Annotated in this window: 22 protein-coding genes; 18 read left to right on the top strand and 4 right to left on the bottom strand. The window is 50.0% G+C overall.

The annotated features are described in order from the left end of the window. The first annotated feature begins 6 nt into the window (after nt 1–6). Complete coding sequence (locus ACN6MW_RS06075) at nt 7–1,197, top strand: MFS transporter (RefSeq protein ID WP_419874651.1); 1,191 nt, start codon at nt 7–9, stop codon at nt 1,195–1,197. Between the two features lie 68 nt (nt 1,198–1,265). Here the strand turns inward: ACN6MW_RS06075 and ACN6MW_RS06070 are convergent, their stop codons facing one another. Beyond that, nucleotides 1,266–1,484: a hypothetical protein gene (locus ACN6MW_RS06070; protein WP_364146346.1), complete on the bottom strand. Its 219-nt coding sequence runs from the start codon at nt 1,482–1,484 to the stop codon at nt 1,266–1,268. 165 nt (nt 1,485–1,649) lie between these two features. Here ACN6MW_RS06070 and ACN6MW_RS06065 point away from each other — a divergent pair, with 165 nt between their 5' ends. Next, the gene (locus tag ACN6MW_RS06065) at nt 1,650–1,994 is read left to right on the top strand and encodes a DUF3243 domain-containing protein (protein ID WP_419874650.1); all 345 of its coding nucleotides are present in this window, start codon (nt 1,650–1,652) and stop codon (nt 1,992–1,994) included. A gap of 141 nt (nt 1,995–2,135) precedes the next feature. On the opposite strand, the gene ACN6MW_RS06060 is transcribed toward ACN6MW_RS06065, so the two are convergent. Beyond that, on the bottom strand, nt 2,136–3,284 hold the full coding sequence (locus ACN6MW_RS06060) for an SGNH/GDSL hydrolase family protein (RefSeq protein ID WP_419874649.1): 1,149 nt from the start codon (nt 3,282–3,284) through the stop codon (nt 2,136–2,138). A 158-nt stretch (nt 3,285–3,442) separates the two neighbouring features. Here ACN6MW_RS06060 and ACN6MW_RS06055 point away from each other — a divergent pair, with 158 nt between their 5' ends. The 5 genes from ACN6MW_RS06055 (at nt 3,443) to ACN6MW_RS06035 (ending at nt 9,149) form a co-directional block, all read left to right on the top strand. Next, a complete protein-coding gene (locus ACN6MW_RS06055) occupies nt 3,443–5,077 on the top strand; it encodes a hypothetical protein (RefSeq protein WP_419874648.1) in 1,635 nt (544 codons plus the stop codon). Between the two features lie 120 nt (nt 5,078–5,197). Then, nucleotides 5,198–6,259: a DUF4198 domain-containing protein gene (locus tag ACN6MW_RS06050; protein ID WP_419874647.1), complete on the top strand. Its 1,062-nt coding sequence runs from the start codon at nt 5,198–5,200 to the stop codon at nt 6,257–6,259. A gap of 6 nt (nt 6,260–6,265) precedes the next feature. Then, the gene (locus tag ACN6MW_RS06045) at nt 6,266–8,371 is read left to right on the top strand and encodes a CopD family protein (RefSeq protein WP_419874646.1); all 2,106 of its coding nucleotides are present in this window, start codon (nt 6,266–6,268) and stop codon (nt 8,369–8,371) included. Nucleotides 8,372–8,462: 91 nt separating this feature from the next. Beyond that, entirely contained in the window at nt 8,463–8,861 is a 399-nt protein-coding gene (gene acpS / locus ACN6MW_RS06040) for a holo-ACP synthase (RefSeq protein WP_419874645.1), read from the top strand. Between the two features lie 60 nt (nt 8,862–8,921). After that, a complete protein-coding gene (locus ACN6MW_RS06035) occupies nt 8,922–9,149 on the top strand; it encodes a hypothetical protein (RefSeq protein ID WP_364146358.1) in 228 nt (75 codons plus the stop codon). A 139-nt stretch (nt 9,150–9,288) separates the two neighbouring features. Here the strand turns inward: ACN6MW_RS06035 and ACN6MW_RS06030 are convergent, their stop codons facing one another. Further along, nucleotides 9,289–9,645, bottom strand: coding sequence for a c-type cytochrome (locus ACN6MW_RS06030; protein ID WP_419874644.1), 357 nt, complete (start codon nt 9,643–9,645; stop codon nt 9,289–9,291). Nucleotides 9,646–9,815: 170 nt separating this feature from the next. Between ACN6MW_RS06030 and ACN6MW_RS06025 the strand changes: the two genes are divergently transcribed. The 11 genes from ACN6MW_RS06025 to ACN6MW_RS05975 all read left to right on the top strand — a co-directional run bounded on the left by ACN6MW_RS06025 (nt 9,816) and on the right by ACN6MW_RS05975 (nt 24,755). Continuing rightward, a complete protein-coding gene (locus tag ACN6MW_RS06025) occupies nt 9,816–10,697 on the top strand; it encodes an AraC family transcriptional regulator (RefSeq protein ID WP_419874643.1) in 882 nt (293 codons plus the stop codon). Beyond that, a complete protein-coding gene (mutY, locus tag ACN6MW_RS06020) occupies nt 10,697–11,917 on the top strand; it encodes an A/G-specific adenine glycosylase (RefSeq protein ID WP_419874642.1) in 1,221 nt (406 codons plus the stop codon). The genes ACN6MW_RS06025 and mutY overlap by 1 nt, the downstream gene beginning before the upstream one ends. Nucleotides 11,918–11,945: 28 nt before the next feature. Then, nucleotides 11,946–12,578, top strand: coding sequence for a bifunctional 4-hydroxy-2-oxoglutarate aldolase/2-dehydro-3-deoxy-phosphogluconate aldolase (locus ACN6MW_RS06015; RefSeq protein ID WP_419874641.1), 633 nt, complete (start codon nt 11,946–11,948; stop codon nt 12,576–12,578). Nucleotides 12,579–12,597: 19 nt separating this feature from the next. Continuing rightward, nucleotides 12,598–13,518, top strand: a complete 921-nt coding sequence (locus ACN6MW_RS06010) for an alpha/beta hydrolase (protein WP_419874640.1) — start codon at nt 12,598–12,600, stop codon at nt 13,516–13,518. Between the two features lie 189 nt (nt 13,519–13,707). Further along, complete coding sequence (locus ACN6MW_RS06005) at nt 13,708–14,892, top strand: transglutaminase domain-containing protein (RefSeq protein WP_419874639.1); 1,185 nt, start codon at nt 13,708–13,710, stop codon at nt 14,890–14,892. Nucleotides 14,893–15,380: 488 nt separating this feature from the next. Then, complete coding sequence (locus ACN6MW_RS06000) at nt 15,381–17,126, top strand: sensor histidine kinase (protein WP_419874638.1); 1,746 nt, start codon at nt 15,381–15,383, stop codon at nt 17,124–17,126. Continuing rightward, on the top strand, nt 17,107–18,717 hold the full coding sequence (locus ACN6MW_RS05995; protein WP_419874637.1) for a response regulator transcription factor: 1,611 nt from the start codon (nt 17,107–17,109) through the stop codon (nt 18,715–18,717). Before ACN6MW_RS06000 ends, ACN6MW_RS05995 begins: the two co-directional genes overlap by 20 nt. Nucleotides 18,718–18,945: 228 nt before the next feature. Continuing rightward, nucleotides 18,946–20,478, top strand: a complete 1,533-nt coding sequence (locus tag ACN6MW_RS05990) for an ABC transporter substrate-binding protein (RefSeq protein WP_419874636.1) — start codon at nt 18,946–18,948, stop codon at nt 20,476–20,478. A 100-nt stretch (nt 20,479–20,578) separates the two neighbouring features. Further along, on the top strand, nt 20,579–21,502 hold the full coding sequence (locus tag ACN6MW_RS05985; RefSeq protein WP_419876281.1) for an ABC transporter permease: 924 nt from the start codon (nt 20,579–20,581) through the stop codon (nt 21,500–21,502). 11 nt (nt 21,503–21,513) lie between these two features. Next, nucleotides 21,514–22,401, top strand: coding sequence for a carbohydrate ABC transporter permease (locus tag ACN6MW_RS05980; protein ID WP_419874635.1), 888 nt, complete (start codon nt 21,514–21,516; stop codon nt 22,399–22,401). Nucleotides 22,402–22,433: 32 nt separating this feature from the next. Further along, on the top strand, nt 22,434–24,755 hold the full coding sequence (locus ACN6MW_RS05975; RefSeq protein ID WP_419874634.1) for an alpha-L-rhamnosidase C-terminal domain-containing protein: 2,322 nt from the start codon (nt 22,434–22,436) through the stop codon (nt 24,753–24,755). A gap of 322 nt (nt 24,756–25,077) precedes the next feature. On the opposite strand, the gene ACN6MW_RS05970 is transcribed toward ACN6MW_RS05975, so the two are convergent. Further along, entirely contained in the window at nt 25,078–26,232 is a 1,155-nt protein-coding gene (locus tag ACN6MW_RS05970) for a virulence factor (RefSeq protein WP_419874633.1), read from the bottom strand. Nucleotides 26,233–26,271 lie beyond the last annotated feature (39 nt).

The following is a 26,271-nucleotide window of genomic DNA, read 5'->3' as shown; positions in this document are numbered from 1 at the left end:
ACAGGTTTGTCATCAAGTGCAATAGCTTCAGCTTCGCCTTCTTTTTTTCGTTTTCGTTTAATAACCTTGCTGCTCGTCGTCGTTGTGGCGGGAATGAGCCAAGGGCTGCTGCTGCCGCTGCTGTCGATTATGCTGGAGGATGCGGGCGTCTCGTCCGATAGGAATGGCATTAACTCGGCTGCTATGTATATTGGTATTTTCTGTACGATGTTTTTCGTGGAGAAACCGGTTTTGCGCTTCGGTTACAAGAAAGTAATCGTAGCAGGCATTGCGTTAGTTACGGTTGCCAGCCTCCTTTTCCCGTTTACCAATTCATTAGCGGTTTGGTTCGTCTTGCGTCTGCTGGTAGGCGTGGGCGACAGCTCGCTGCATTTTGCAACCCAGCTGTGGATTGTAAGCTCAAGTCCCGCGGAGCGCAGAGGCAGATATATTTCGTTGTACGGCATGGCGTATGGACTTGGCTTCAGCCTAGGACCGCTCGGCATTAATTTGCTTCCGCTTGGCAGGGCCGTTCCGTTTATTGTCTCTTGTATTTTCTTCAGCATGGTGCTTTTGCTGGTGCTTCGGATGAGCAATGAGCTGCCAGAACGGCCTGTTAAAGATGCGGCTGCCGGAAACCGGTTCGTAAAAACCTATCGTATCGCTTGGTTTGTGCTCATCCCGGGCTTTCTATACGGCTTGATGGAAGCATCTATGAACAGCAGCTTTCCGCTTTACGGCTTGCGGATCGGGCTGGGCCAGCATTGGATCTCGCTTCTGCTTTTATCCTTCGGCGTCGGCAGCCTAATCCTTCAGCTTCCGCTGGGGATTTGGAGTGACCGAATCGGGCGGAAGCCCGTTCTGATAACATGCGGCATAGTCGGCTCCCTTGCGTTCTTCGCTATACCGGCTGCAGGGAGCCATACGGTACTTTTGTTTGTATTATTCGCTATCGCCGGCGGGGCGGTCGGTTCGTTTTATTCCTTGGGCCTAGCCTATGCGGCGGATATTTTGCCTCGTGCCATTTTGCCTGCGGCAAATGTCATTGCTTCCATACATTTCAGCATCGGCAGCATCATGGGGCCAACTCTCGGAGGCTACGGCATCCGCTATGTGTCCTTGTACAGCATCTTTTTGTTTATGGGTGCCGCATTTCTCGTGTTTGCGCTGCTTGGCTTCGGTTTTCGTCCGCGCGAACAGGCGGTTGAGGCAAAGTAGGCAGGTTTGAATCAAACGACAAAGAGGACGCCGGATGATTTCGGCGTCCTCTTTGCTGTTTCCTGCGTTTACTTATATTTATTCTCGCTGGATGATTTATGCTTGGTCTCTTCCTTGTGCTTCTCGTCCTCAACTTGAAGCTTGAGGTCTTCAACGGGAATCGGATCCACCGTTTGCTGGCTCTTGAATTTATCGAACAAGCTCTCATTCTCCGTCGGGTACTGCTCGGGGTGATCGCGTTTGCCTATTTTGTCTACGCCGTCTGCATCCTTCTCAAATTCATTCATGCTTGTCCACCTCTTTTTGGTTTGATTACGTTGTATTACCCGTTTCGCGTGGCGGTCAAACAGTCGGCGATCGGGTGGCGGTGATTTGAAGCCTGATGTTTGGTTCGCGTGATGTAGGGGTATAAATAGACCGATAGTAAATTTACCATACCGGGAGGAATTTATATGTCAGAGATTAAACATGTTGTGGATAAAGACGGCGAGCTGGAGCTTGGGAAAATTGATCAAACCTTGGATCGTATGGACGCGGGTACCAAAGATGATATTTTGCAAAATTTCGAGCATTTCAAAGGCTATCTAGCCAAACGAATCGAGTTGGCCGAGAATATCGGTTTAAATGAGGAGCAGCTGGCACTAGTAGCGCAGAAGATAGCAGGATACTTAGCGAAGAATGAGGACCCGCGCAACCGCGAGGAAAAGCTGTTGCAGGAGCTGTGGAAGGTCGGAAACGAAGAAGAGCAGCATAAGCTCTCCCATCTGCTCGTGAAGCTGGCGCAGGCAAAAGCGTAAGCAGACGCATTGCTTGCTTGTACTAGTGCAGGCCAAATAGAAGGCAATTCAAATAGGAGGCTGTCTCGGAAGGCATAACGCTTTCCAAGGCAGCCTCCTTGCTTTTAAGCCAGCTCGCGAGCAGGCAGCCAGTGGCCAATGCTATTTCGTATGTTCCGTATACCAGTCCAAGAAGGCTTCCGCAACCGCTGTACCCGCATGGCCGTTCGGGTGGGGATCGTTATGGGGGCTCATGTAGGCGGCCTGCAGCAGCTGGTCATTCGGAGCCGCTTGCCCAAGCACCTTGGCCATGTCGAAGACACCGGCAACGCCGGCTGCCGAACCCGTACGGATCCAATCGTTAACGGTGCGCCAGACAAGCTCGTGCTCGCCTTCGAAGTTGAAAGCAGGCAGCGTGCAAAGCCAAACGGCAAGACCCGGTTTGTTCTCGATAAGCTGCTGGATAATTGCCGTTAAATCAGCTTTCAATTGCTCGGCGCTGCGGTTGGCCGTACCGATATCGTTAACGCCGAGGCAAATCACCACCTCGTCACCGAACTTTGCTTTGTTAAGCCAAGGGCTGTCGTCGACCAGATCATAAGCGCGGGCCCAGCCGCTGCCAATATTCCATACCCCGATATCAGCGCCTAAACCGGCACCAATTTTTGCAGCCCAGAAGGCGTATCCATCCTGTTCCGTCCGTACGCCCTGCGTAATGGAATCCCCGAGAAACACGATTTGCTTCGACACGGCCTTTTCGTACGCAAGCAGTGAAGGAAGGACCTGACGATTGCCGGCAGGCGCATAGAGGTTTGCTGATGCTTGTCCAGCCAAATCTCCCTCCGCCTCATAGGCGCTCGCAAGCAAGGTCTCCGTATTGAACGGAAGTCCGTTCTCATTGCCGTCTACCGTAATGGACCAGCTGAACGCCAGAAAATGATGCTCGGGTATGAGCACCGATACCTGGTCGCTCCAGAACTGCTCACCCTTCTCCACATTCCGCGAGACCTCTCCGCCAAACATGACAGGGCGCACGCTGTCTTCAGCGACGCTGCCATCCGGCTGCAAGCCGCCGTCAGCCACGAAGCAGGATTCGATCCGCCACTGTCCGCCTTGATCATTGGCCTTCGATTCCGAGCCGTCCGCCCATGTCGAATCGACCGTATTGCTGTGCCAAAGCTTGAACGAAAGCTGGCCATATTGCCGCGGCCGAATGTAGGTGCGGAAGGTCATGGTTGTTGATTTCGCCGGCCTCCACATAAAATTTGACGCACTGGACAAAGCGGTAAGTGAGGTGAAGCCCGTTTGCAAAATTTCCAGCTCCTTCTATGCATATTTAGCTTCTCCGGTGAGAGAAAGCATTTCTCTCAAACCTATCATTATTTTTAATAGAAAACAATAATGAGGTTTCTCACGCGGTTTAAATTAGATATGATTAGAAGAAAAATCAGACTTTCAAGGAGACCGGTATGATGAGCTTTACAGCCAGGCAGAACGAGATTGTGCTAAAAATAGCCACTGCAGCGCAGCAGCAGCCCGTCCTAAGCAGCGGGCTATGGTTTCATCACGATATCCGCGATAATTTTTATTATGCGTCCTACCTGTTTGCGGCCGCGGTTGATCAGCCGGAGCAGCTGTCCTTCTATGCGAAGAGCGCCAAGGAAACGGCCGCAGCCGTATTGCTGGAGGTATTGGCTCTTCAGGATCAAGATTCAAACAGTGCCACCTATGGACATTGGCCGCTTAACTTAGGCACTTCACCGCGGGAAGCCGCGCCGAATGTTTTGCCCGTGGAGCTGATGGGCAGCTTGATGGCTTTTTTTTCGAGCCGCTACAGCTCCCATTTTGGCTCTAAGCTGCAACAGGCATTTGATTCCGCGCTGGAGCATGTCTATCGGTGCGGATTTTATCGTCAAAATAATGTATTCGGTCATCACGATGCCAAATATACGGCTGCTAAGCTGATTTTCGGCGAACGGTACGAGGATGCCGCTTTAACGGAAGACGGACGCAGCAATCTCGGACTCACCCTCGCTCATATCCGAAAGCAGGGCATGTCCGAATACAACAGTCTGCCTTGGTTCTGGCATTGGGTGCAGGCATTCACATGCGCATGGCATTTAATCAAGGATCAAGCAATCAAGCAAGAGCTGGCGGGCATGCTGGACTTTCTATGGGACGAGCGGGCCGCGTTTTATTTGAAAGGGGCTTTTGTCGGGGCTCATTGCCGAGCGCAAAAGCATGATATCCCGCTGGATGGCAACGTTTTGCATGACTATGTGCAATTTGGCGATTTCGAGCTGCCTGCGCAGCTGCCTCGGACAGAGTACGCAGGCTTCTTGTTTTACGAAGCGCCTGAAGTGGTCCGTAAACGGGCGATCAACCGCAGCGAGCCGGCCGAGGTGAAGAAGGTCATTACGAAGCAAACGGGCGAGGAGACGCATAAGCTGCACAGCTATGCCTACATTACGGAGGAGTTTGCGGCCGGCGGGATGTGGGAGCGGTACGCGGAGTTTGATAACGAGCAGCATCGCTGGGATATTTCTTTGCCGGTAGGTCGGCAAGAAGGCGTGAATCAAGCTTATTTTTTCCACCCGTCTGATCGCAATGGGAATGAGGACCCGAGACATCAAACCGGAAATGCGGAAGTTTTATTTTACAAAAATACGATTGCTGCGCTCTACGCTATTCCGGAAGGCACCGAGAATCGCATAATCGGAATTCTACCTCATATCGAATGGATGCAGGAGCCTGGAATGCTGCTCGGACAGACGAATCAGGTCTATTGGTCCGTTTATGCGATGCAGCCCTGTGCGCTTGAACGTTTATCCGACCGGTATGTCGTGACCAGCGAGGGGACGCATAACGGCGTCATTATAGAAGCGATCAGCTGCAGCGATGCAAAACGGATCGGGCTGCCGAGCTTTGAAGCTTTTGCGGCTGAGGCAAGAAGAAATACGCCGACATGGTTATCTGGCGGGAATCTAAGCGTTCGGTATGTCACTTGTGATGGGACGAAGCTGGAGCTTACGGTGGACAGCCAGGGCATCAGCGACAAACGAATAAACGGATCTGCGGTTGATTTTTCGGAATATACGCTTTAATACATTGCCGCACGGTCTTCACACATCGTTCACAGCTCCATAGCCCTAACGAGTCATGCGCAGAAAGACCTCCATTGCTACAATTTGGACAGTTAATCCAAATCGATGGAGGTTTTTTGAATGATGTTTAAGAAAAAAATCGCAGGCGCTGCCCTGGCGGCAGTATTGGCGTTTGGAGCGGCGGTTCCTGTATTCGCGCATGACGGATGGTCGCAGACAAGCGCTCCGATCGTAGCGCAAAACCAAATCTCTTATGTGGAGCTTATGTACGGAAACCACTCTAATGAGCACAAAAGCTATCGCATAGAAGGGCAATGGGGCAGCAGCTCGAAAGTATTCGTGACAACGCCGGCTGGCGCGAAGTCGGATATTACAGGCACGCGTTTCTATACGGGCGAGCCGGCAACGGAAGAGTCGCCTGCACTGAATAATTACTTTGTTGCCTCGTTTAAATCGAATGTACCCGGAGCGTATATCATTTCCACGGAAGCAGACAGTGTGTTCAAAGGAGCAGAGACTGCAAGCCGTACCCTGCGCAGCGCAAAATCATTTGTAGCCGTTGGCGATATTCCCGTTCTTGAGCGGGTGAAAGCACTGAAGGGCTTCTCCAAGCAGGTAAGCCCGGACCGGGCTGAACTTGTCCCCGTATTTAACCCGGCTGCGGTTACACCGGACGAGACGGTATCGATTCAGCTTCTCCTAAAGGGTAAGCCGCTAGCCGATACGGCAGTGGATATCATCCGTCGAAGCAATTCGGAAGCGGTCGAGCTGAAGACGGATGCCAAAGGCGTGGTTACCTTTAAAACAGGCGCAGCCGATTATTATTTGGTCCGCGCGAAGCCGGGCACAGCGGAAGCCAAGGAAGGCGAGTACAGCACTACAAATTACGAAGCGACCCTAACGTTTACGGTTCAAAATAAATCTGTAAAGCTTCCCGGCACGCCATCCTCGGCTAAACCTCTTATCTATGTAAACGGAAATGCAGCGGCTGCCAGCAGCCTGACCATAGCGCAAGGCACGACAAAGGTGGATGTTTCCTTTATAAAACAGCATGTGGATGCAGCGTATATAGGAACTGGCCTTGTATCGCTTCGTTCCGCGGCAGAAGCGGCAGGCGCATTCGTTGAGTATTTCCCGGCAGTAGGCGGAAATCAAGCAGCGGTTGCGGTCTATACGAAGTAAGGCTTGATGATGAAGAAGCGAATAAATTGGCTTACCTTATTTATTATGATGTGGGCATGCATGCCGGGCTTCGTCTCGGCGCATGCCTATATTGCGCAATCGGCCCCCTATCAGGATGCTGAGCTGACGGAATCCCCAACGGCCATACGAATTAAGTTTACTGAAAAAATCGATACGAAGCTGAGCAGCATTTCGCTCCAACGGGTCGATGACGGAACAGCCATTGCAGGCACATTAAGCGGTGAAGGCGATCAGACGCTTATTTATACGATTCCAAAGCTGGAGAATGGCGTCTATGTGGCCAGCTGGCAGGTGCTTTCGCTGGATTCGCATATGACGGACGGCTCCTTCCAATTCGCAGTCGGCGTGAAGCTGGAGCATTCCAAGCCGGATGATACGGTATCCTTGGACGGAGACGGGAACGGAAGCGCTGGAGACGGATCCGGCAATGGTGCGGAAGCGACGGGTAAGCCGGAATCAACGGCGAAGCCCGCGCCTACGAAGAAGCCGAGCAGTACGCCGAGGCCGACAGCTGCGGCAAAGCCCGCCGACACGCCGATAGCTGCTGGCGAAGCAAGCGTCACGCCGCCAGCAGCTGGCGAAGCAAGCAGCGCGCCAAGCGCGCCAGCTGCTTCGGACAGCGGCGATAAGCCGGCTGCAACGCCGGATACAGCGGCAGCCGGAAGCTCCGGAAGCGGAAACGGCGGCGAAGCAAGTCCGTCAGCTGCCGGCGCCGAGCCCGCGGATGCTGCTTCGCCGCAGACGGAAGCGGGAGGGACCAGCCAGGCCAGCGGCCATGGCGATCACGACGGCCACGGCGGAAGCAGTCATGCCGAGGAGGGGGAGCATGAGCATACGGGCGGCCATGGCAGCATGGTTGCGCTGCGCGTGCTTGATATTCTGATAAGCGTGCTGCTTTTGGGCATTTTGTTCTTTCGCTACGTTATTTTGAGAGACGGGGAGAAAAAGGCACCGATCGGCTTCTCGCTGCGGGCCGAACGGATTGTTATCGGCGCCGCGGCATTCGTGTGGTTAATTTCCGGACTATCGCGATTAACTATGCTGTCCGAGCAATTTGGCGGCGCAGCCTTATATGATCTGGCTTCCGGTACGATGATCGGCAGGATGGCAGTGCTTAGAACGGCGCTCGCCATACTCGCGCTTTTGCTCGCATTCGCGCCAAGCAGGGAGCGCTTATGGGCAAATCCTCTTAAATTCGCTGCTGCGTCGGCTATCATCGTGACTTTCCCGCTGACGGGCCATGCCTACGCGGCATTAGAGGGCGCAGCGGCGGCCATCATCGCCCACACGGTTCATATGGGGGCGGCGGCCATTTGGTTCGGCGGCCTTGCGGGCCTGCTGTCTCTAACCTTGGAGAGGGATGCTGCCGATCGCTTAAATCAATCGGCAGCGCGCTTCGCGATTTGGGCGCTGCCCAGCATGGGCTTGATTTTGATCAGCGGGATCTGGCTGGCAGCAGCGAGGCTGACGGCATGGGAGCAGCTACTGACAACGCCTTATGGCAGGCTTATTGCCGCCAAAACCGGATTCATGCTGCTTGTGCTCGCCATCGCCGCTTTTCACAGGCTGGTATTTATGCCGCGCATCGCGCAGGGCCATTCTGGAAGAGGGTTGCTGCTCGGCATTCGAGCCGAGGTGCTGCTCGCAGTCGCCTTGTTTGTGCTGGCCGGCTGGTTATCCTCCACCTCTCCTCCGGCTGATGCGGCGCAGAAGCTTTCGGAACCGATATATTGGCATGTCATGGGCGACAAAGCGCATATGAGCATGCGCATCTCAGAGGATGAGCAGTCGAAGGTGCAAACCGCGAGACTCGATGTCTGGCTGCCTGAAGGGCAAGGAGCGGCAGCTTCGGTGATGGCTGTTGTAGCTCCTAAGGATAATAAAAACGGGGAAGAAGTGCCGATCCCGCTTGAGTTTCAGCCGCGCGCAGCTGAATTATTCGAGTATCCCGGATTTACAAAATATACGTACCTGGCATCCGGCGAGTTTATCGATGATAAGCAGGCAAGCTTAATAACGATAGACGTGCTGGATGAAGAGGGCAACAGCTTCCATTATGAACGCTTGACAGGGGAGCCGATCAAGGAATAATTGGACCGGGGAGCTCGGAAAAAGGAAGCATTTCTTGACTTCGTTGATGCCTTCTGCTAATCTCACCTTCAGGGAAAAGGCGGGTGTTAGTATGATCATCGGCATCGGACATGATTTATCGGATATTACGAGAATAGCGAAAGTGTTAGACGGGCGCACGGGCAAAAGATTTCTAGAGCGCGTGCTCTCAGGCGGCGAACGGGAGCTTGCTTTGCATTATGCGGGAGAGCGGCTCCATCAATTTACAGCGGGCCGTTTTGCGGCAAAAGAAGCAGTCGTAAAGGCGTTTGGCTGCGGCATTGGCAATGTGATTGGATTTACGGACATCGAAATTTTGCGGGGGAGCTGCGGCAAGCCGGAATGCTATTTATCCGCAGGTGCTTGGGAGCGTCTGGGGCTTCGGCCGGAGGCCGTGCGAATTCATGTAACCATTACGCATGAGCGTAAGCTTGCGTCTGCATTTGCCGTTGCGGAACGGATATCGGAGTAACCTTTTGCCTATACTTGGAATGTAATATACCAAGTTAGCAGTCGAGAGGGGATGTCGGCAATGAAGGAGCAGCGGCAGCAGAAGACGAAGCGCCGTTTTAAGACGGGGCAATGGGTCGAGTATGACGGCTTGTATTCGGACGATTGGGGCGGAGATCTGGTGCTGGTCCAGGGGGATTTGTTCCCGTTGCATCCGCAAATGGGCGAAACGAATTGGACGTACGCCGGGCAGTCCGCGCTTCATTTCATGAAATCTCCCAAAATAAATGGTCACCATATCGGCTATTAGACGATTACGAACAAAAAGGATGCCAGCGGCAGCTTAGTCAGCCAGGGCATCCTTTTTTTTATGGATATGCAGCGATAAGGTGATTGTTATGAATAAACCCGGCGGCGGTATAGTTTTATTGCGTTAGGGACGCCATATGCTACTTTTTGGCAGCCAGCCAATTCGAAAGGCCTGTAATTTCCTCGGCGGTCAAACGGTTTTTAAAAGCCGGCATCGAGCCCTCGCCTTGTTCGATTTGCTGCGTGATGTCCGAAGCGCTCATACGCTCGCCAACCTTTTGGAGATTGGTAGCAGGGCCTACTCTCCCTTGGAGCCCGGTCCCGTGGCAGCTAACGCAATTGGCCTTATATACCGAGACAACTTCATCGGGCCCATCAAGCGCGCTATCTTTGCCTGATGCTTCATTCCCGCTGCTACCGCAGGCTGTTAATGCCAGCATCAGCATCAAAGAAACGAACAAAGTAAGGATAAAAATGGGATTCCTCTTGGCAAACAATAAAATCCATCCCCTCTTATTGTATAATTATGTAAATATTGGGCTTATTAAGGCTATTCACAAGACGTCCATATGAATTTGAAGCGTTAATTCGTATAATAGAGAAGGCTGACATCCGTACACGATGTTTATTTATCTATTATATCGCAGTTTTACCTACAGGAGAATTCATGAAACCGACAATAGATGGCATTTTACAGAATCAATTGAATAAACTCCAAGCCGACGTTATTATGAGCGCTTATACCGAAAGTGTCCCAGGCTGGTTAGAGCAAAAATCCGAGCCGGACTTTTACCGTTTCTGTTATACGGAGAAGGGGAAAGGCTGGGCTATGATCGATGAAGAAAAGTATGATTTGCAGCCGGGAACCCTTTATTTATTTCCGGCGGGTACGATGCAATCGTTTGGTACGGAGGGCGACGAAAATTTTAGCCGTTATTGGTGCCATTTTCGTATGGAGCTAGGCGATGTGCAAGTCATAAATTCCTTGCAGCTGCCGCCATTCGTTATCGTGCAGGACAGGCAGGCGGTCAAGGAGCTTTTTGACAAAATGGATGCGTACCAGCACTCCAATACCATTACGAGAGAGCTGCGGCTGAAGGCCGTTTTGCTGGAGCTGCTTGCCATTTATATGGATGAAAGCGATGTTCAGAGAGAAGAGCAGCCTGATCCCGATTCCGAGGTGAAGTGGAACGAGGTGCTTGCCTACATTGAAGCGAACTTGCATGAGAACATACAAGTCGAAGAGCTGGCGAAATTCGCCTTTTTGCATCCGAATTATTTTATTACCTCTTTCAAAAGCATTATGGGCTGCTCCCCGATTCAATATGTAACCAATCGCCGGATTGCGCTCGCTAAGGATTTGCTTATGGAAACGGAGCTGCCGGTGGCGGCCGTGGCCAAGCAGGTAGGCATGCAAAACCACTATTTATCGAGACTGTTCAAGAGATACATGGGGATTACGCCTGTTCAATACCGCCGCATCGGACGACTTAACAGCAGCAGCCGATTGGGGTCGGAGGCATCAACTAGCGGGGAGGATAACAGCTAATGGGACAAGAGGATGTCAAACTATTTTTTAGCACGGAGCTGCTGAACTGGTACCGGCTGATCAAGCGCGATTTGCCATGGCGGATCAATCGTGACCCGTACCGCGTATGGGTATCTGAAATTATGCTGCAGCAGACGAGGGTGGATACAGTTATTCCTTACTACAACCAGTTCATGAGTAAATTTCCGACCGTAAGCGCGCTTGCGGAAGCGCCGGAGACGGAGGTGCTCAAGAGCTGGGAGGGCCTCGGCTATTACTCGCGCGCGCGCAATTTGCAAGCAGGCGCCAAAGAGGTAGTAGCGCGATACGGCGGGATCGTGCCGGACGATAAAGCTTCCGTAGCGGGACTGAAGGGCGTGGGTCCTTACACAAGCGGAGCGATTATGAGCATAGCGTTTAACCGGCCGGAGCCGGCAGTCGATGGCAACGTGATGCGCGTGCTCTCCCGTTATTTTTGCCTTGAGGACGACATTGCGAAGGCATCTACGAGGGTAGGCATCGAGAGGCTGGCTGCCTCGCTCATACCGGAAGGCGCCGCTGGTGATTTTAACCAAGCCCTTATGGAGCTTGGAGCGCTTGTTTGCACCCCGAAATCGCCCAGCTGCCTGCCATGCCCGGTGATGGAGCATTGCGCGGCACGCCTTGCGGGCAGAGAGTCGGAATTGCCGATTAAAACAAAGGCTAAGCCGCCGCGTCCGGAATTCAGGGCGGCAGCCATTGTCCTAGGCAGCGGGGTGAATGCGGGCAAGGTGCTCGTAAGGCAGCGTCCGGATACGGGGCTGCTTGCTCAGATGTGGGAGCTGCCGCATTTGCTGCTGCCGCCGGATAAGGCAGGCTGGCTGGCCGAGTCGGCGCCGAAGGAGCAAGGCGAGCTGGCTGAGTTGATCAGCCGCATGCTGGAGGAAGATACGGGACTGCTCATAAGGCCGCGCAGCTGGTTTATGGATGCGGATCATATTTTCAGCCATATTCATTGGAAAATGAGATTCTATTTGGCTGATTTAGGCGAAGTGGCGGATGTGCTTGAGGATGTGGCAGCATCGTCCGAGCCTGAGCGTAATCTCTTAGCTGCTGAAGCAAATGCCGGATATGAGGCGGCGGATACGCATGGTTTGCAAGCTGCCGGGATGAGCGCGTATCGCTGGATTGGCAAGGAAGATATGGAAACGTTGCCGTTTCCGAATTTATTTTTGCGCATGTTAAAGCAATTTTGGGAATAAATGAATGTACAGGCCGGAGGAGATAGGGATGGGTCAAATGCTTGAGCTGCTGCTGCAGCACAAAATCGTAGCGATATTAAGGGGAATCGAAGACCGGCATGCGGACGCTGCCGCGCAGGCTTTAATCGACGGCGGTATTTATATGATGGAAATCACGATGAATACGGATGGCGCGGCGGCAATGATCAATCGTTGGCGTACGAAGTTTGACGGCAAAGCAGCTGTCGGCGCAGGCACGGTAACGGATGTAGCCCTCGCGGAGCAAGCCGTTGCCGCAGGAGCACAGTTTCTCATATCCCCTAATTTGGATGAGGAAGTGATTGCGTACGGCCGCGAGCGGGGACTCTCCGTCTGGCCCGGCGTTATGACGCCGACAGAAATCGTGAAGGCATGGAAGGCCGGAGCCGATGCCGTAAAAATTTTCCCAATGGGAACGCTTGGCATAGGCTACCTGCAAGAAATTCGCGGTCCGCTCGATTCGATTCCGATGATCGCCACAGGCGGCGTTGATTTGCACAATATTGCCGATTATTTTAAAGCAGGAGCGAATGCTGTCGGAATGGGCAGCAAGCTTGTCAAACTGGAGTGGGTTCGCGAAGGCAAATTCGATCAGGTAACGGAGAGGGCGCGGCAGTTCGTTGAAGCCGTGAAAGCCTTGTAGAGAAAGGAAGGTAGCTGGGATGGACGTTGTCTCATGGTTATTACCCGTCTTCATTCTCATCATCATTGTGCTGGTTGCCGCATTAATATGGCAAATGGGCGCCCGCAGCCAGACACCGCGGAAGCTTGCGAACGGCAATGCTCCTGCTATCGGGACGCAGTGGCAGTCCGTATCCTTTACAAGCCACGGCTCCAAGCTGGAGGGCTGGCTGCTGCAGCCGGCATCGGATGCCTTAACCCGAGAGGGGCTTGCGCCTCTGATTGTGATTGCACACGGTTGGGGCTCTAACCGGACGAGAGTACTCCGGTATGCCAGACCGGTCTACGAAGCGGGCTTTGCGGTATGGATGTATGACGCGCGGAGCCACGGCGACAGCGATTCCATATCGGCGCCTTCCGCGTTGATGTTTCGTGATGACGTGCTGGCTGCGGTAGAAGCGGCCAAGCAGCTGCCTGGCATTGATCCAAACCGGATTTCGGTGCTCGGACATTCGCTTGGCGGCTTTGGCGCGCTGCTCGCGCTTGACCAAGGAATGAAGGTCAGAGCCGTCGTAACGGACTCCATGCCCGTTCGGTTCGAGACGATGATGAAGTCGGAGCTGCGGCGCAAAAAACTGCCGATCTTCCCGTTAGCCTATCTCATTCCGAAGATTTGGCTTATCCGCGCACGTATTTCGCGGACGCAATTCAAGGAAGCAAGCATACCGCTGGTGCTGGCGAAGCGGGCGGGATTCTCAGAAGCCGGACGCACGCCGGTTCTAATGATTCATGCCAAGGGCGATGATTTTATAAGCGCGGAGGATTTGATGAAACTGAAGGGCGAGCTGCCTGAGGGGCTTGTAAAAACGCTCTTTGTATCGGGGAACGGCCACAGCCAATCGGAGCAAGACCCCGTATTTTGGGAGAGTGTCTTGCCTTTCTTAATAAATAATAATGCATAGATTTTGCTTATCATGTGCTTATATATCTAGATTTAAACAAAAAGGAAGCCCGCGGCACAAGGCTGCAGGCTCCAAGAGAGAATATATAATAAAGGGGGGTCATGAATTCATTATATAAGCATAAGATGAAACCAAGATGAGAGAAATATTACAGTTTGATTACATAGCCGTAAATCGTAGGAGGTTCGAATGCATAGAGTAGGATCCAAATTGTTAGTGGTAGTTGTCATCATAGCCGCGGCGTACTTCCTGGACTTAAAGCTGGATTTTTTTCCCGCAGCGACAGAGTCGGAAGAGGTGACCGCAATGGATGAGACCAATAAGCTGGAGCGGCTGGAGCTTGAGATCGCGAAGCAGTTACAAGCGCGGTCTGAGCGCTTCTCGGTAACGTACACAGGGGACAAGCAGGAGCTTTCGAGCAAGATGACGGAAATCATTCGTTTAGCGCTCGGGCATGACGACTACACCGCCTACATCCTTGAATCCTACATCTACACGATTCGCAGCTGGGGGAATAAATCGACCATTGCTCTAGAAGCCAGATACCGCGAGACGGTTGAGCAGACTGCGGCGGTAGACCGGGAGGTAGCCAAGGCGCTGAAAGCGATTATCGAACCGGGAATGAACGACCATGAGAAAATAAAAGCGATCCATGACTGGATTGTAAGCCATGTGGAGTATGATCAGTCGCTGACCCATTATACGGCATATAACGCGGTTACTTTGGGCGAGGCCGTTTGCCAGGGCTATTCGCTGCTCGGCTATAAGATGCTGAAGGAAGCGGGCCTAACGGTACTAATTGCGGAGGGCACGGTGAATACGGGGGAGCATGCTTGGAATATGGTACAGCTGGACGGCATATGGTACCATGTGGATTTCACTTGGGATGATCCGGTCAGCGTGAAGACAGCCGGCAAGGAAGTGCAAAATAATGAATCTGAATCGGGCGAGAGTTCGATAAGATACAACTATTATTTACGGACGGATGAAGAACTTCGTGCGGATCATCAATGGACCAAGACGTATCCGGCGGCAGCGGTTTCTTATGCGGATACGATACGCGAGCTTGAGCAGCAGGGCACGGAGACGGAGCGCAATCGCTTCAGCAAGCTAAAGCTTGCCCTGGGCTTGCACTGGCTTGATCCGGAATACACGGTGTCGAGCGCGGAGCAGCTTAACCAAGTTATTCAGACGGCGCTTGAATCAAAGACGGCCACCTTGGCGTTCCGCTATGAGGAAGGCGATCAATTTCCGGCAGCCTTAAAGGCAGCCTTCAAGCGCGTAAATGTGGCCGTAGGTTACCGGGCGAGCTACGAGCCCTATGCGGGAGACGATTCGCTGCTGGTCCGGTTGCAGCTGGAATATGCGAAATAGTGTCTGGATATTAGATCGGCAGAGGCGCAGAAATGCGCCTCTTTTTTGAGAGGAAATAAAGTCATTAATCTGAAAATAAAGCGGTTGAACGAGTGCAAAAAGAAACTAACTCCGTTTATAGATTCGCGGGAAAATGCGGCTATACGCGTAAAAGTCGGTTAAATACCACAATTCGTCGGGATAGTGCTAGTGAACAAGCTTAAATGCAACTATTATTGAATTATAAGTTGAAAACAATGAGTAGGGTGACCTCAGACGTTACGGCTGACCCGGGCTCTTATGGTTAACTTCTAACTAACTTAGATTAAATAATAGCTCAACAACGGCAGCCATGTGGCTGCCGTTTCATTTCATCCGCGTATAATCAATGACAGTTGGCGGGAATGTATGACAATAGCAGCCTGTAGTAATTAATTTTCTATGGAAATAAAAACGGTCCTGTACTCAGTCAGTTGAAAAAGAAAAATTACGGGAAAGCAGATGAAACCATGCGACTCTTACCCAAGAAGAGTGTATATAAAACCCTTACATTCAAGCTTATTCTCGGCTCACAGCTTATCATTATTCCGCTTATCTTTTTATTGATCTTCGATCATCTTTATTCCATAAACATATTGCACAAGAAAGTTTCCGAATCGAAGAAAGATACCCTCGCGCTTTATATGAACGATATCGATTCCGAACTTAAAAACGTTGAGAATTACATCTTGAATATTATCAGTCACGATTTGAGCATTCCCAATCTGGAGAATGATGACCTGGGCACGAGAGAGATCGCGAAATATAATTTGAAGGACAACATAGTTGAAGGCATAAGTACCTATAATCTCATAGATGGTCTAATTATCTATTCAAACATGACGGAGGACTATTTATATTCGTATAACTCGCGAACGAGCTACCGCGAAAGAATTGCGGTGTTGGAATATATATCTGATGCGGCGAGCGAAGGCGAAAGCTTCGCCAGCTTGGGGTGGTTCCCGTCAACAATCGGATCGTCTGCCTACATGTTGAGAATCATGAATGTAGGGAGCGTCTATATGGGAGCATGGATCAATGTTGACACATTTATTCAATATATTCATGGTTTGGATGTTAATCATAAGGATTCCGTTATTTTCGCCACATTTCAAGGGGTGCCGATGAATAATGCAGACTTTGTGCAACAGCATGATATCGATCTATCGGGTGACTTGAGCAGTTATTATTTTACGGGCAAGGATAAAAGCTATATGGTGATAGGCCAGGATTCCAAGAGAGGCAATCTGCGAGTAACGGTCATCGATACCGAAAACAACATTCTTGAAGGACTCGATTCGATTCAAATTGTGATTAGCGTTATTGCGTTGCTCTCCGTACTTTGTATACCCTTAACCTTCATTATATTGAGAAAATGGATATTCAAGCCGGTCACAAAGCTGAAGCACGCGATCAAAATGCTTGAAGGCGGGGACCTGAGCCATAATATCAAAGTGGAGGAGCATCCTTATGAATTTATGCTTCTGATCGATACCTTCAATAATTTCACATCACAGATCCAGCAGTTGAAAATCGAAGTATATGAAGAACAAATTCATAAACAAAAAGCGGAGCTTCAGTATCTTCAAATGCAAATCAAACCGCACTTTTATTTGAATGCCTTTAACACGATATACAGCATGGCTCAAATGAAGGACTACCAACTGATACAGGACATGGTCCGGAGTTTGTCGGATTATCTAAGATACATGGTGAGAGGAAACTTTACGCTTGTGCCCTTCGAGGATGAATTGAAGCATGTGCAGACATACCTTCAAATCCAGAAGATCCGCTCTGGAGAAAACTTGATTTGTCACATAGATGCCGACCAGCAGTTGATGAACCTGCGAATGCCGCCGCTGATCCTGCTCACGTTTATTGAGAATATCGTGAAGCATGCCCTGACGATGTATGAGCCGATCACCGTGTTCATTAAAGCCGCATTGATCAAGAGGGATAACGGCAAATATGCGCTCATTACGATTCAGGACAGCGGGAAGGGTTTTTCTGCGGAAGCCCTGGAGCAAATTAATTCGGAGCATGTCTATCAGAAAGAAGACGGAGAAAGCATCGGCATCTGGAATATTAAACAAAGGCTAAAGCTGATGTATGGGAATAAGGCCGGTATAACCGCTGCGAACTCCGGAGGAGCATGTATTGAGATCATTTTGCCGATAGAAAGGGGGCCGATTCAGAATGAGGATTCTAATCGTTGATGATGAAATCCAGACCGTCAGGGCTATTAAACACAGTATCGACTGGGAAATGCTCAAGATAGATGAAGTCCACACGGCGCACAATATCGCTCAAGCCAAGGAGATTATGTCCTCAACGACAACCCCGGTAGACATCGCGATTTGCGACATTGAGATGCCGCAAGGCAGCGGATTGGAGCTGCTTGCATGGATGAAAGAACATTTTGCGGAAACGGAGTGTATCTTGCTGACTTGCCATGCTGAATTTGAATTTGCCAGGAAAGCGATTGAGCTTGGCAGCTTCGATTACCTGGTTAAGCCGATCCCGTTCGAGGAGCTGGAGAAGGTGATTCATAAGGCTGTTTCCAAAATTTCTTCTACGAAACGACTAAAGGAGTACAGCGAGTACGGGGAGTACTGGATTCATAATCAATCCATGGTCGCGGAAAGTTTCTGGGCTGATTTACTACAGGGACAACTGACGGATAACCCCGCCGAAATTGCTAATAACGCAAAAAAAAGAAAAGTGGAGTATAAAACCGATGTACGGTATCGATTGTTATTAATCACCAAAAAAAGACTCGTCACTAAGCTGGACACATGGAACCAGCACCTGCTTGATTACGCCCTGAAGAACATTGCGGGTGAAATTCTATTCGGCAATGTGAATTCAGACGCCATTATGGTACTGAACGGCCAGCTGTTGGCCATCTTTCCGGAGATGATGGATAAGAATGAATCCAAGAGCAAGATCAAGGATAGATGCATGGAGCTTATCGTCGCCTGCAATAGCTATTTGGGATGCAGTTTAAGCTGTTATATTGGCGATTTCGTTTATGGCGAGCATCTGTCTGATTTATATAAACAGCTGTTGGAAATCGACAAAAACAACGTTGCCTTGAGCAGTAAAATTTATGATTTAAATGATTGGGGCATTGATCTTGATTCCCCGGCTGCGGCTTTACAGGGCTTGCTCCAAGAATGGACATTGATGCTGCATCAGGGGCAGAAAGAAAAATTGCAGCAGGAAATCATAAAGTATCTTCAAGCTCTGGCAGCCGAGGAAAAGCTTAACCTGGAAGTGCTGCGCATCGTTCAGCACGATGTCCTGCAAATGGTGTATGCATTCCTGCAGCAAAAAGAAGTACAAGCCCATCAGCTTTTTAAGGATCCGCGGTCGCAAGTTCTCTACCGCCATTCTACAACCACCCTGGATGGCATGACCCATTGGATCCGTTATTTTATCGATAAGGCTGTTGATTACACGGTAGAAATTGCGAAATCGCAATCGGTCATCGGTAAGGTGAAAGAATATGTCCACGCCAATCTAAATAATGAAATCACAAGAGAAGACATCGCAAATCATGTTTTTCTGAATCCGGATTACTTGACCCGGATATTCAAGAAATCCACGGGAGTGTCGATCATTGAGTTTGTGACCGAAGCCAGAATCAAGAAATCGCTTGTCCTGCTAAATGATCCTAATTTGGCTATCAGTACGGTGGCCAGCGAAGTCGGATATGATAATCTCACTTACTTTTCCAAGCTGTTCAAAAAAGTGGTCGGCAGCACGCCGTCGGATTATAGAAAACAGAGCATGAAGTCGGAATAAGAATAAACCAAGTCAGATATTAACCATTCCCGTCTATCGACGGATTTTTTTTTGTTTATAAGCCGCGAGATGGTCAAGATGATGGTCTGAAACAGGCAATCATAGGACAGGGGATTTAAAGAGATATTGACTGTTCGTTTATATAATAAAGCTAACCTGATTCAAATAACCAGTTGCTGATCTTCACAGGTTGTTTGTAAGGCAAATTTATAAAAAGGGGAGATCAAGGTGAAAAAGAAAAGCAGAATCTTTACTGTGTTAGCGATTGTCGCTTTGCTTCTATCCGCCTGCTCGGGTGCGAATGGTGGCAACAATAGCGGCAGCGATACCGGTAAAAACCCGACACAAGAATCGGAAAGTACCGCTAAGCCTGAAGAAATCGTATATGCCTATCCCATATACGGAAACATACCGACGGATATACAGTTGATTGAGGACGAGGTCAATAAAATTTCGATCAAAGAAATTAACGTGAAAGTGAAGCTGCTGCCGATCAACGGCGGAAACTGGGACCAGCAAGTCAATCTGATGATTTCTAGCGGAGAAAAGCTTGACCTCATGCCTTCAATGGGCAACTTCAATACTATGGTCGCCCAGAAGCAGCTGCTTGATATTACGGCATTGATTGACTCCTACGGTCAAGGAATCAAATCTGCGGTTGGGGAGAGCTTTTTGAAAGGAACAATGGTTGACGGGAAAATTTACGGGGTAACCCTTGGAAACGGAAAAGCGGCTGTTCCCAATATTGCGATGAGGAAGGACATTCTGGACAAGTACGGTTTAAGTATCGACAACGTGAATACCCTTGAAGATATCGCCAATATTTATGAGGTAATATCCCAAAAGGAACCGCAAATGTCCATGCTCATTCCATTCGGTGCAGGCGATGTTTCATTGGCGCCTGGCGCTCTGTTATTTCAATCGAATTACGATGCCTTGGGTGACGGTTTAGGTGTGCTGCTTGGCAATGATAATTTCAACGTCGTCAATTTCTATGAGACAGAGGAATATAAGTCGCTCCTAAATACGATCAGAGACTGGTATCAGAAGGGATATATCTTGAAAGATGCAGCAACAACAACCGAGACTGCTGTGAGCTTACTCAAAGCAGGCAAGGGATTTTCTGAATTTAGTAACGGTGAAGTGGGATTGGATGCTCAGTTGTCAAGAAACACCGGACATCCTTTTGTGACCAGGAAGCTGCAAGAACCACTGATTACTTCCGGAGCCATTCAAGGTCTGACTTGGACGATTCCCGTTACTTCCAAAAAACCGGAAGCGGCAATGAAGTTCCTAAATTTGACCTATACGAACGCAGACGTAGTTAACTTCCTGGACTGGGGCATTGAGGGCAAACACTACGAGAAGAAGCAGGACGGAACGATTGGCTACCCAAGCGGTGTCGACGCGACCAATACCAGCTATGGCTTCGGCCAAGACTGGTTGATGGGGAATCAGTTGATTGCCCATGTATGGGAAGGTAACGACCCGAATAACTATAACATTCTCGCCGAAAACAATAAGACCGCACCTATCTCGATCGCGCTCGGGTTCTCTTATGACAGTTCGAAGGTGAAGACGGAGATCGCCAATGTAAACAATGTACTTTCTCAATACCGGCCGGGGCTCCATACCGGAAGTCTGGATCCGGTCAAATACTTGCCGGAATTGATTTCCAGGCTGAAAACGGCGGGAATCGATAAGATCATTGCGGAGAAACAGGAGCAGCTTAACGCTTGGGTTGCTGCAAATCAGAAGTAAACGAGTCTTCTCTTAGGGTACGAATATGTAACCAGCATGCAGACTTGTGTTACATATTTGTACCCTATTTTATTTAGAACACACAAGAGAAAGGAGGAGGATTGCTTTGAATACAACGATCAAGAAAAGAAAAAGCATGATTCCGATGTATGTGATGATGCTGCCTGGGCTATTGTATTTGCTTATCAATAACTATTTCCCCATGACCGGTCTATTTATTGCCTTTAAGAGCATCGATTACTCGAAAGGTATCTTTCATAGCGATTGGGCAGGGTTTCAGAATTTCAAGTATCTCTTCAGCACCTCCGATGCATGGATCATTACGCGAAATACGATATTGTACAACTTGGCGTTTATTATACTTGGAACCACGGCCGGCATAACGGTCGGCATTTTGTTAAGCGAGTTGTCCAAGAAGTTTCTATCCCGGTTTTATCAAACGGTTCTGCTTCTGCCGCAATTAATGTCCATTATCATTATCGCGTATATCGCTTACGCGTTTCTAAGCGTGGACACGGGTTTAATCAACAAAACGATTTTGCCTTTCTTCGGCATAGATCCAATCTCCTGGTATATGGAGCCTTCTTATTGGCCTTATATCCTGACGTTTATCTACCTATGGAAAGGCTTGGGCTACTCCTGCATTATTTATCTCGCTTCCATTCTTGGCATCGACAGATCTCTTTATGAGTCTGCGGAAATCGATGGGGCTGGAAAGTGGAGACAGATCATTTCGATTACTTTACCTATGCTAAAACCTACCATTATTACATTGGTGTTGATGTCCATAGGAACAATGTTCTATTCCGATTTCGGTTTGTTCTACCAGATCCCGATGAATTCCGGCGTACTCTACAGTACGACCAGCGTAATCGATACTTACGTGTATCGAGGATTGCTGCAGTTGAACGACATCGGAATGTCCTCCGCCGCAGGAGCGTACCAATCCGTGGTTGGGTTCATACTGATTTTGCTAGCCAATTTTATTGTTAGGAAATTAGATAAAGATAACGCGCTTTTCTAGGAGGTGGAGAAATGAGTAAGCTATTCAATACGCGATCTGTTTATCAAATCAGCATTAACTTTATTTTAATGATATTAGCATTGGCAAGTATTTTGCCGTTTCTGCTGCTTGTGATTTCTTCCTTTGCCGACGAAGCGACTTTGACACTACATGGTTATTCCTTTTTTCCCGGGAAGTTCAGCTTGAACGCTTACGAGTACTTGTTCCAACAAAGCAGCATGTTACTGAGAGCTTACGGAATTACAATTTTGGTTACCGCTGTCGGCACATGCTTAGGACTGCTGATGACATCCATGCTTGCTTATCCGCTATCAAGAAGAGATTTCTCAAAGAGAAATGTTTTCTCCTTTATTGTGTTTTTTACCATGCTGTTCAATGGAGGGCTCGTACCTTCCTACCTGATGTGGACGAGTGTTTTTCATATAAAAAATACCATTTTCGCCTTAATTCTACCTAACTTGTTGATGAGCGCCTTTTTCGTACTTCTCATGAAAAATTATTTCGCCAACAATATTCCACCGGAATTGATCGAAGCGGCGGAAATGGACGGAGCCGGAGAGTATAAAGTTTTCTTTCAGATCGTGCTTCCGCTTTCGCTGCCGATTATGGCGACGGTTGGGCTCATGGTCGGGATCAACTTTTGGAATGATTGGACCAATGGACTTTATTATGTGACGAACCCTGATCTCTTTAGCATTCAGAATTTGCTGAACCGAATCCTATCTAACATTCAGTTTTTGAGTACCAACGTCGTAAGCCAGAAGGTAAACACAGAGATGCCAAGTACCGGTATCCGGATGGCGATTGCTGTAATAGGTATGTTGCCCATTCTGATCCTCTATCCTTTCTTCCAACGGTACTTTGTAAAGGGAATTACCATTGGCGCGGTTAAAGGTTAGCAGAAATCTTTATAGGCAGGGGGAGCATGGATATGTCGGTTTTCAGCAAAAGTAACTGGATATGGACAGCGGGGTCATATGATCAAGACAGTGCTTCGTTTCTATACTTTCGGAAAGAACTCGAATTAAATCAGGATATCAAATCGGCACTTTTTCGAATGAGCGCAGACTCCAGATATCGTCTTTATGTAAACGGCATTTCCGTTTCTCAAGGTCCATGTAAAGGGGACAACCAGGTCTGGTTTTATGATAAAGCGGAGGTTGGCTCAGCGCTTCGGCAAGGAGTGAACGTAATTGCAGCTATCGTTCTCCGTTACCCGCAGCAGCATGACAAAGGAAACCATTCGGTGTGGCGTACGGATATGCCAGGGTTATATGTAAATGGAACCATCGAGCTCGCGGACGGAACAGAGCTTTCCTTTGGAGCTGATGAGACGTGGAAAAGCTTCTATGACAACCACGTTCAATTGGGCAAGGTAAATCCATATTTCGACCCGCTCTATATCGTTGAAACCTCGGAAGGAAATAGCCGCACATTCGGATGGAAGGAAGCCGGCTTTGATGACGGCGACTGGGCGGAGGCGAAGGCTTATCTGGACGTTCAGATCAGAAAAGCGATCAGTCCGGGTGGGATGACCCCAAGACCGATTCCGATGATGTATGAAAAACCGACCCGATTCAAAAGCGTTGTGTGTGCGAGGACGCCGGAAACCAATGTAGACGAGTGGCAGAGTTTAATTGAAGGGGTTAGTGGGGTAACGATTCCGCCTAACACAAAGGCTGTTATCGAAATCAGCGCAGGATACGAAGTAACCGGCTTTCTGGAAACGGCATTTGCAGGCGGTAGAGCAGCAATGGTTTCCATTCTCAGCTCGGAAGCCTATGTGTATCCGGCTAAAGACCAGAAAGGGCATCTCCCTGCTCCGGCGAAGGGAGACCGGACCGACCATATCCACGGACATCTGGAAGGTGCGCCGGACACCTATCGGGTCGGCGGCTTCGGTACGATAGAGCGTCTTGAGGAGTACGAGCCGTTCTGGTTTCGAACGTTCCGTTTTGTTCAAATCTCCGTGGAGACCGGGGAGGAGCCTTTAACTTTCATGGGGCTCAGTTACCGTGAAACCGGTTATCCGCTTGAAGTGCGGACCAAGGTGGAGACGTCCGATGAATCCTTGCATGCCATTTGGGAAATAAGCGAACGAACCCTGCGCCTCTGCATGCATGAGACCTATGAGGACTGTCCGTACTATGAACAACTTCAATATGCGATGGATTCGCGATCCCAAATCCTGTTTACGTATAACACCGCGGCTGATGATCGGTTGGCAAGAAAGTGTATCGACGATTTCTTCCGCTCCCAGCGTTATGATGGTCTGACCAACAGCTGTTTTCCGTCTACCGGCCCTAATGTCATTCCCGGGTTCGCCATTTACTATATTCTCATGATCCACGATCACATGATGTACTTTGGCGACAGGAAGCTGGTTGAGAAGTACATGCCCTCTGTCGAAAGAGTTCTTCAGTTCTTCGACCGGCGTTTGGAAGAAACGGGTTTGACGGCTCGGACATCCGAAGGCGGAATGGGGAATCCCTACTGGTCCTTTGTCGATTGGGTTGGGGCATGGAATACCGGTGTGCCGAACGCCATCTATAAAGGACCTGTGACCTTCGATTCCCTCCTGTATCGTATGGGGCTTCAGGCTGCTGCCGAATTGGCCCGTTACTTGGGCCGATCCGATATGGAGGCAAACTTTCTGCAGAAAGCGGAAGGAATTAAACAGGCTGTTCTGACCTACTGCGTTGGAAGAGACGGCCTGATTCAGGACGGTCCCGGCGTGAATGAATACAGCCAGCATGCTCAGGTATTTGCGGTATTGACCGATGTCGTCGGCGGAGCGGAAGCAACGGAATTAATGGAGCTGGCCTTGACGGATAAGACTTTGGCTCCATGCTCCGTAGCGATGGCTTTCTACCTTTTCCGCGCGGTGGAGAAAGTCGGTCTCTATCATAAAACAGATGAGCTATGGGCCTTATGGCGTGAGATGCTCGCGAAGAATCTGACGACGTGTGTGGAAGATGACGTCATGGAACGAAGTGATTGTCATGCGTGGGGCTCCTTAATTCTGTATGAGCTTCCCGCTATCGTTCTGGGCGTTCAACCGGCTGAACCTGGCTACGCGAGTGTCCGCGTAAGCCCGAATCACGGCTATTTATCCTGGGCGAAAGGCGAGGTTGCGACGCCGAAAGGTATGATCAAGGTGAGCTGGGAGAAGGCAGCAGAGGACGGAAGCATCGATCTCAAAGTCGAAGTGCCTGAAGGGGTAGCTCTCTGTAATCTTAGCCCTATCAAGTAGTGACGAATGTAAAAAACAATTCCTATATGAAAAAAATTAAACGAGGTATCTCACTGCTGAGATACCTCGTTTTTTTAGCGCAGGCAGATCACTTTACCGGCGCATTTGTCGGCATTTGATGCCAAGATTCGTATAGGAAACTTAATTGCGCTGATTTCGATTATTTTGAATAACGGGAATTCTAAGAGGGGAGTAGAGCTTAACCCAGTAATCTAAAATCGCCCTTATTTCTCATTAAAGAACTTTATTTTTCCCAACCAGTGATAGAATGCTTACCAAACATAAAAAGGGGTGCAGTATTCCCCTCTTTTCTATGTGCGTTCTATTGCTCGCTGTTTCTCGCAGCCGTCATTTGCTGCCAAACGGAGCCGGCGGCTTCCTCGCCGCGTTCAATCCTCTCAAGCGCCATTTGGGCTTGAAGCTGTATTTCGAACTCGCTGTCCTTCGCTGCTTCCCGCAGCGCCTCGACGGCAGTCTCGTCGCCAGCCTCGTACAGGAAGCGGGCAGCGCGCCAGCGGACCAGCTTGTTCTTGTCGCGCAGGGATTCAATCATCGGTCCGATAGCAGCAGGATCGCCAAGATCCGATAGCGTATCGCCAGCAGTCCGTCTCACGGACGTAGAAGAGTCGCGCAGCGCAAGGAATAAATAAGGCAGGGCTTCAGGCAAGCGCAGGTCGCCTAAATAGATGACTGCCAGCCTTCGAATCGAAGTATTCTCATCCTGAATGGCTTTGGCCAGCAAAGGCAATCCTTCAACGGAGGATACATATCTCTCAAGTGCGGCATATCGTACCTGCCAATCGCTGGAGGCGAATTGCGTCTCTGCTTCTTCGAGGGTTAGCGGGGCCGGCCTTACAACCGCCGGCGCAGCTCCCTCTTCCAAGCCGGACTGGCCTTGCTCGACAGCTGCTTGAACGAGCGTTTCTAACCTTTCGCTTGAATAAGAAGCCTCGAGCTCGCGTACGATCTCGGCGGCGATCTCCTCAGGCTCGCCGTAACGGACGCCGAATTCCTCGAGTTTGCGCTCACGGATCATGCCGGAGCCGGCGGCTCGGTTAACGGCCTCTCCGAACTGCGCGGGGAGCGCCGAACGAGCCTCGGTATCTCCCATGCGTACGCGTACCTGCATCGGAATCCCGCGATACATTTGAACCAGTACCTGCGCTTCGCCATAGCTGGTTGAAGGTCCTTTGCCGCCAGCCTGCTCTCCGTCAGCGTTATCCTTCTGCAGCAATTGTCCGGCTTCAGCCAAAATAGCGGCCCAATCCGCTCCGGGTTTGCGGTCAAGGGCAATAAAGTCGGCGGTGCGGAATAAGCTGCGCACCCCTTTGATTTGGAGCAGCTGCCGGAGCAGCTCAGGCGCTTCGCTTGCTTCGCTGGCTTTATAAGTAAGCCTGCGTCCGCGCGGCAGCATCTCATCGACGTTCAGCTTCATGGAGTTCGGACTCGGCGTGGGTTCTATAGAAATTAGTTTCATAAGGAAACCTCCTGAATTGATAATGGGGTAAATGAAAAT

The organism is Pristimantibacillus sp. PTI5 (assembly GCF_048572955.1).
GTDB lineage: Bacteria > Bacillota > Bacilli > Paenibacillales > Paenibacillaceae > Pristimantibacillus.
The sequence above is the reverse complement of the archived record's forward strand: the minus strand, read 5'-3'. Positions and strand labels throughout refer to the sequence as shown.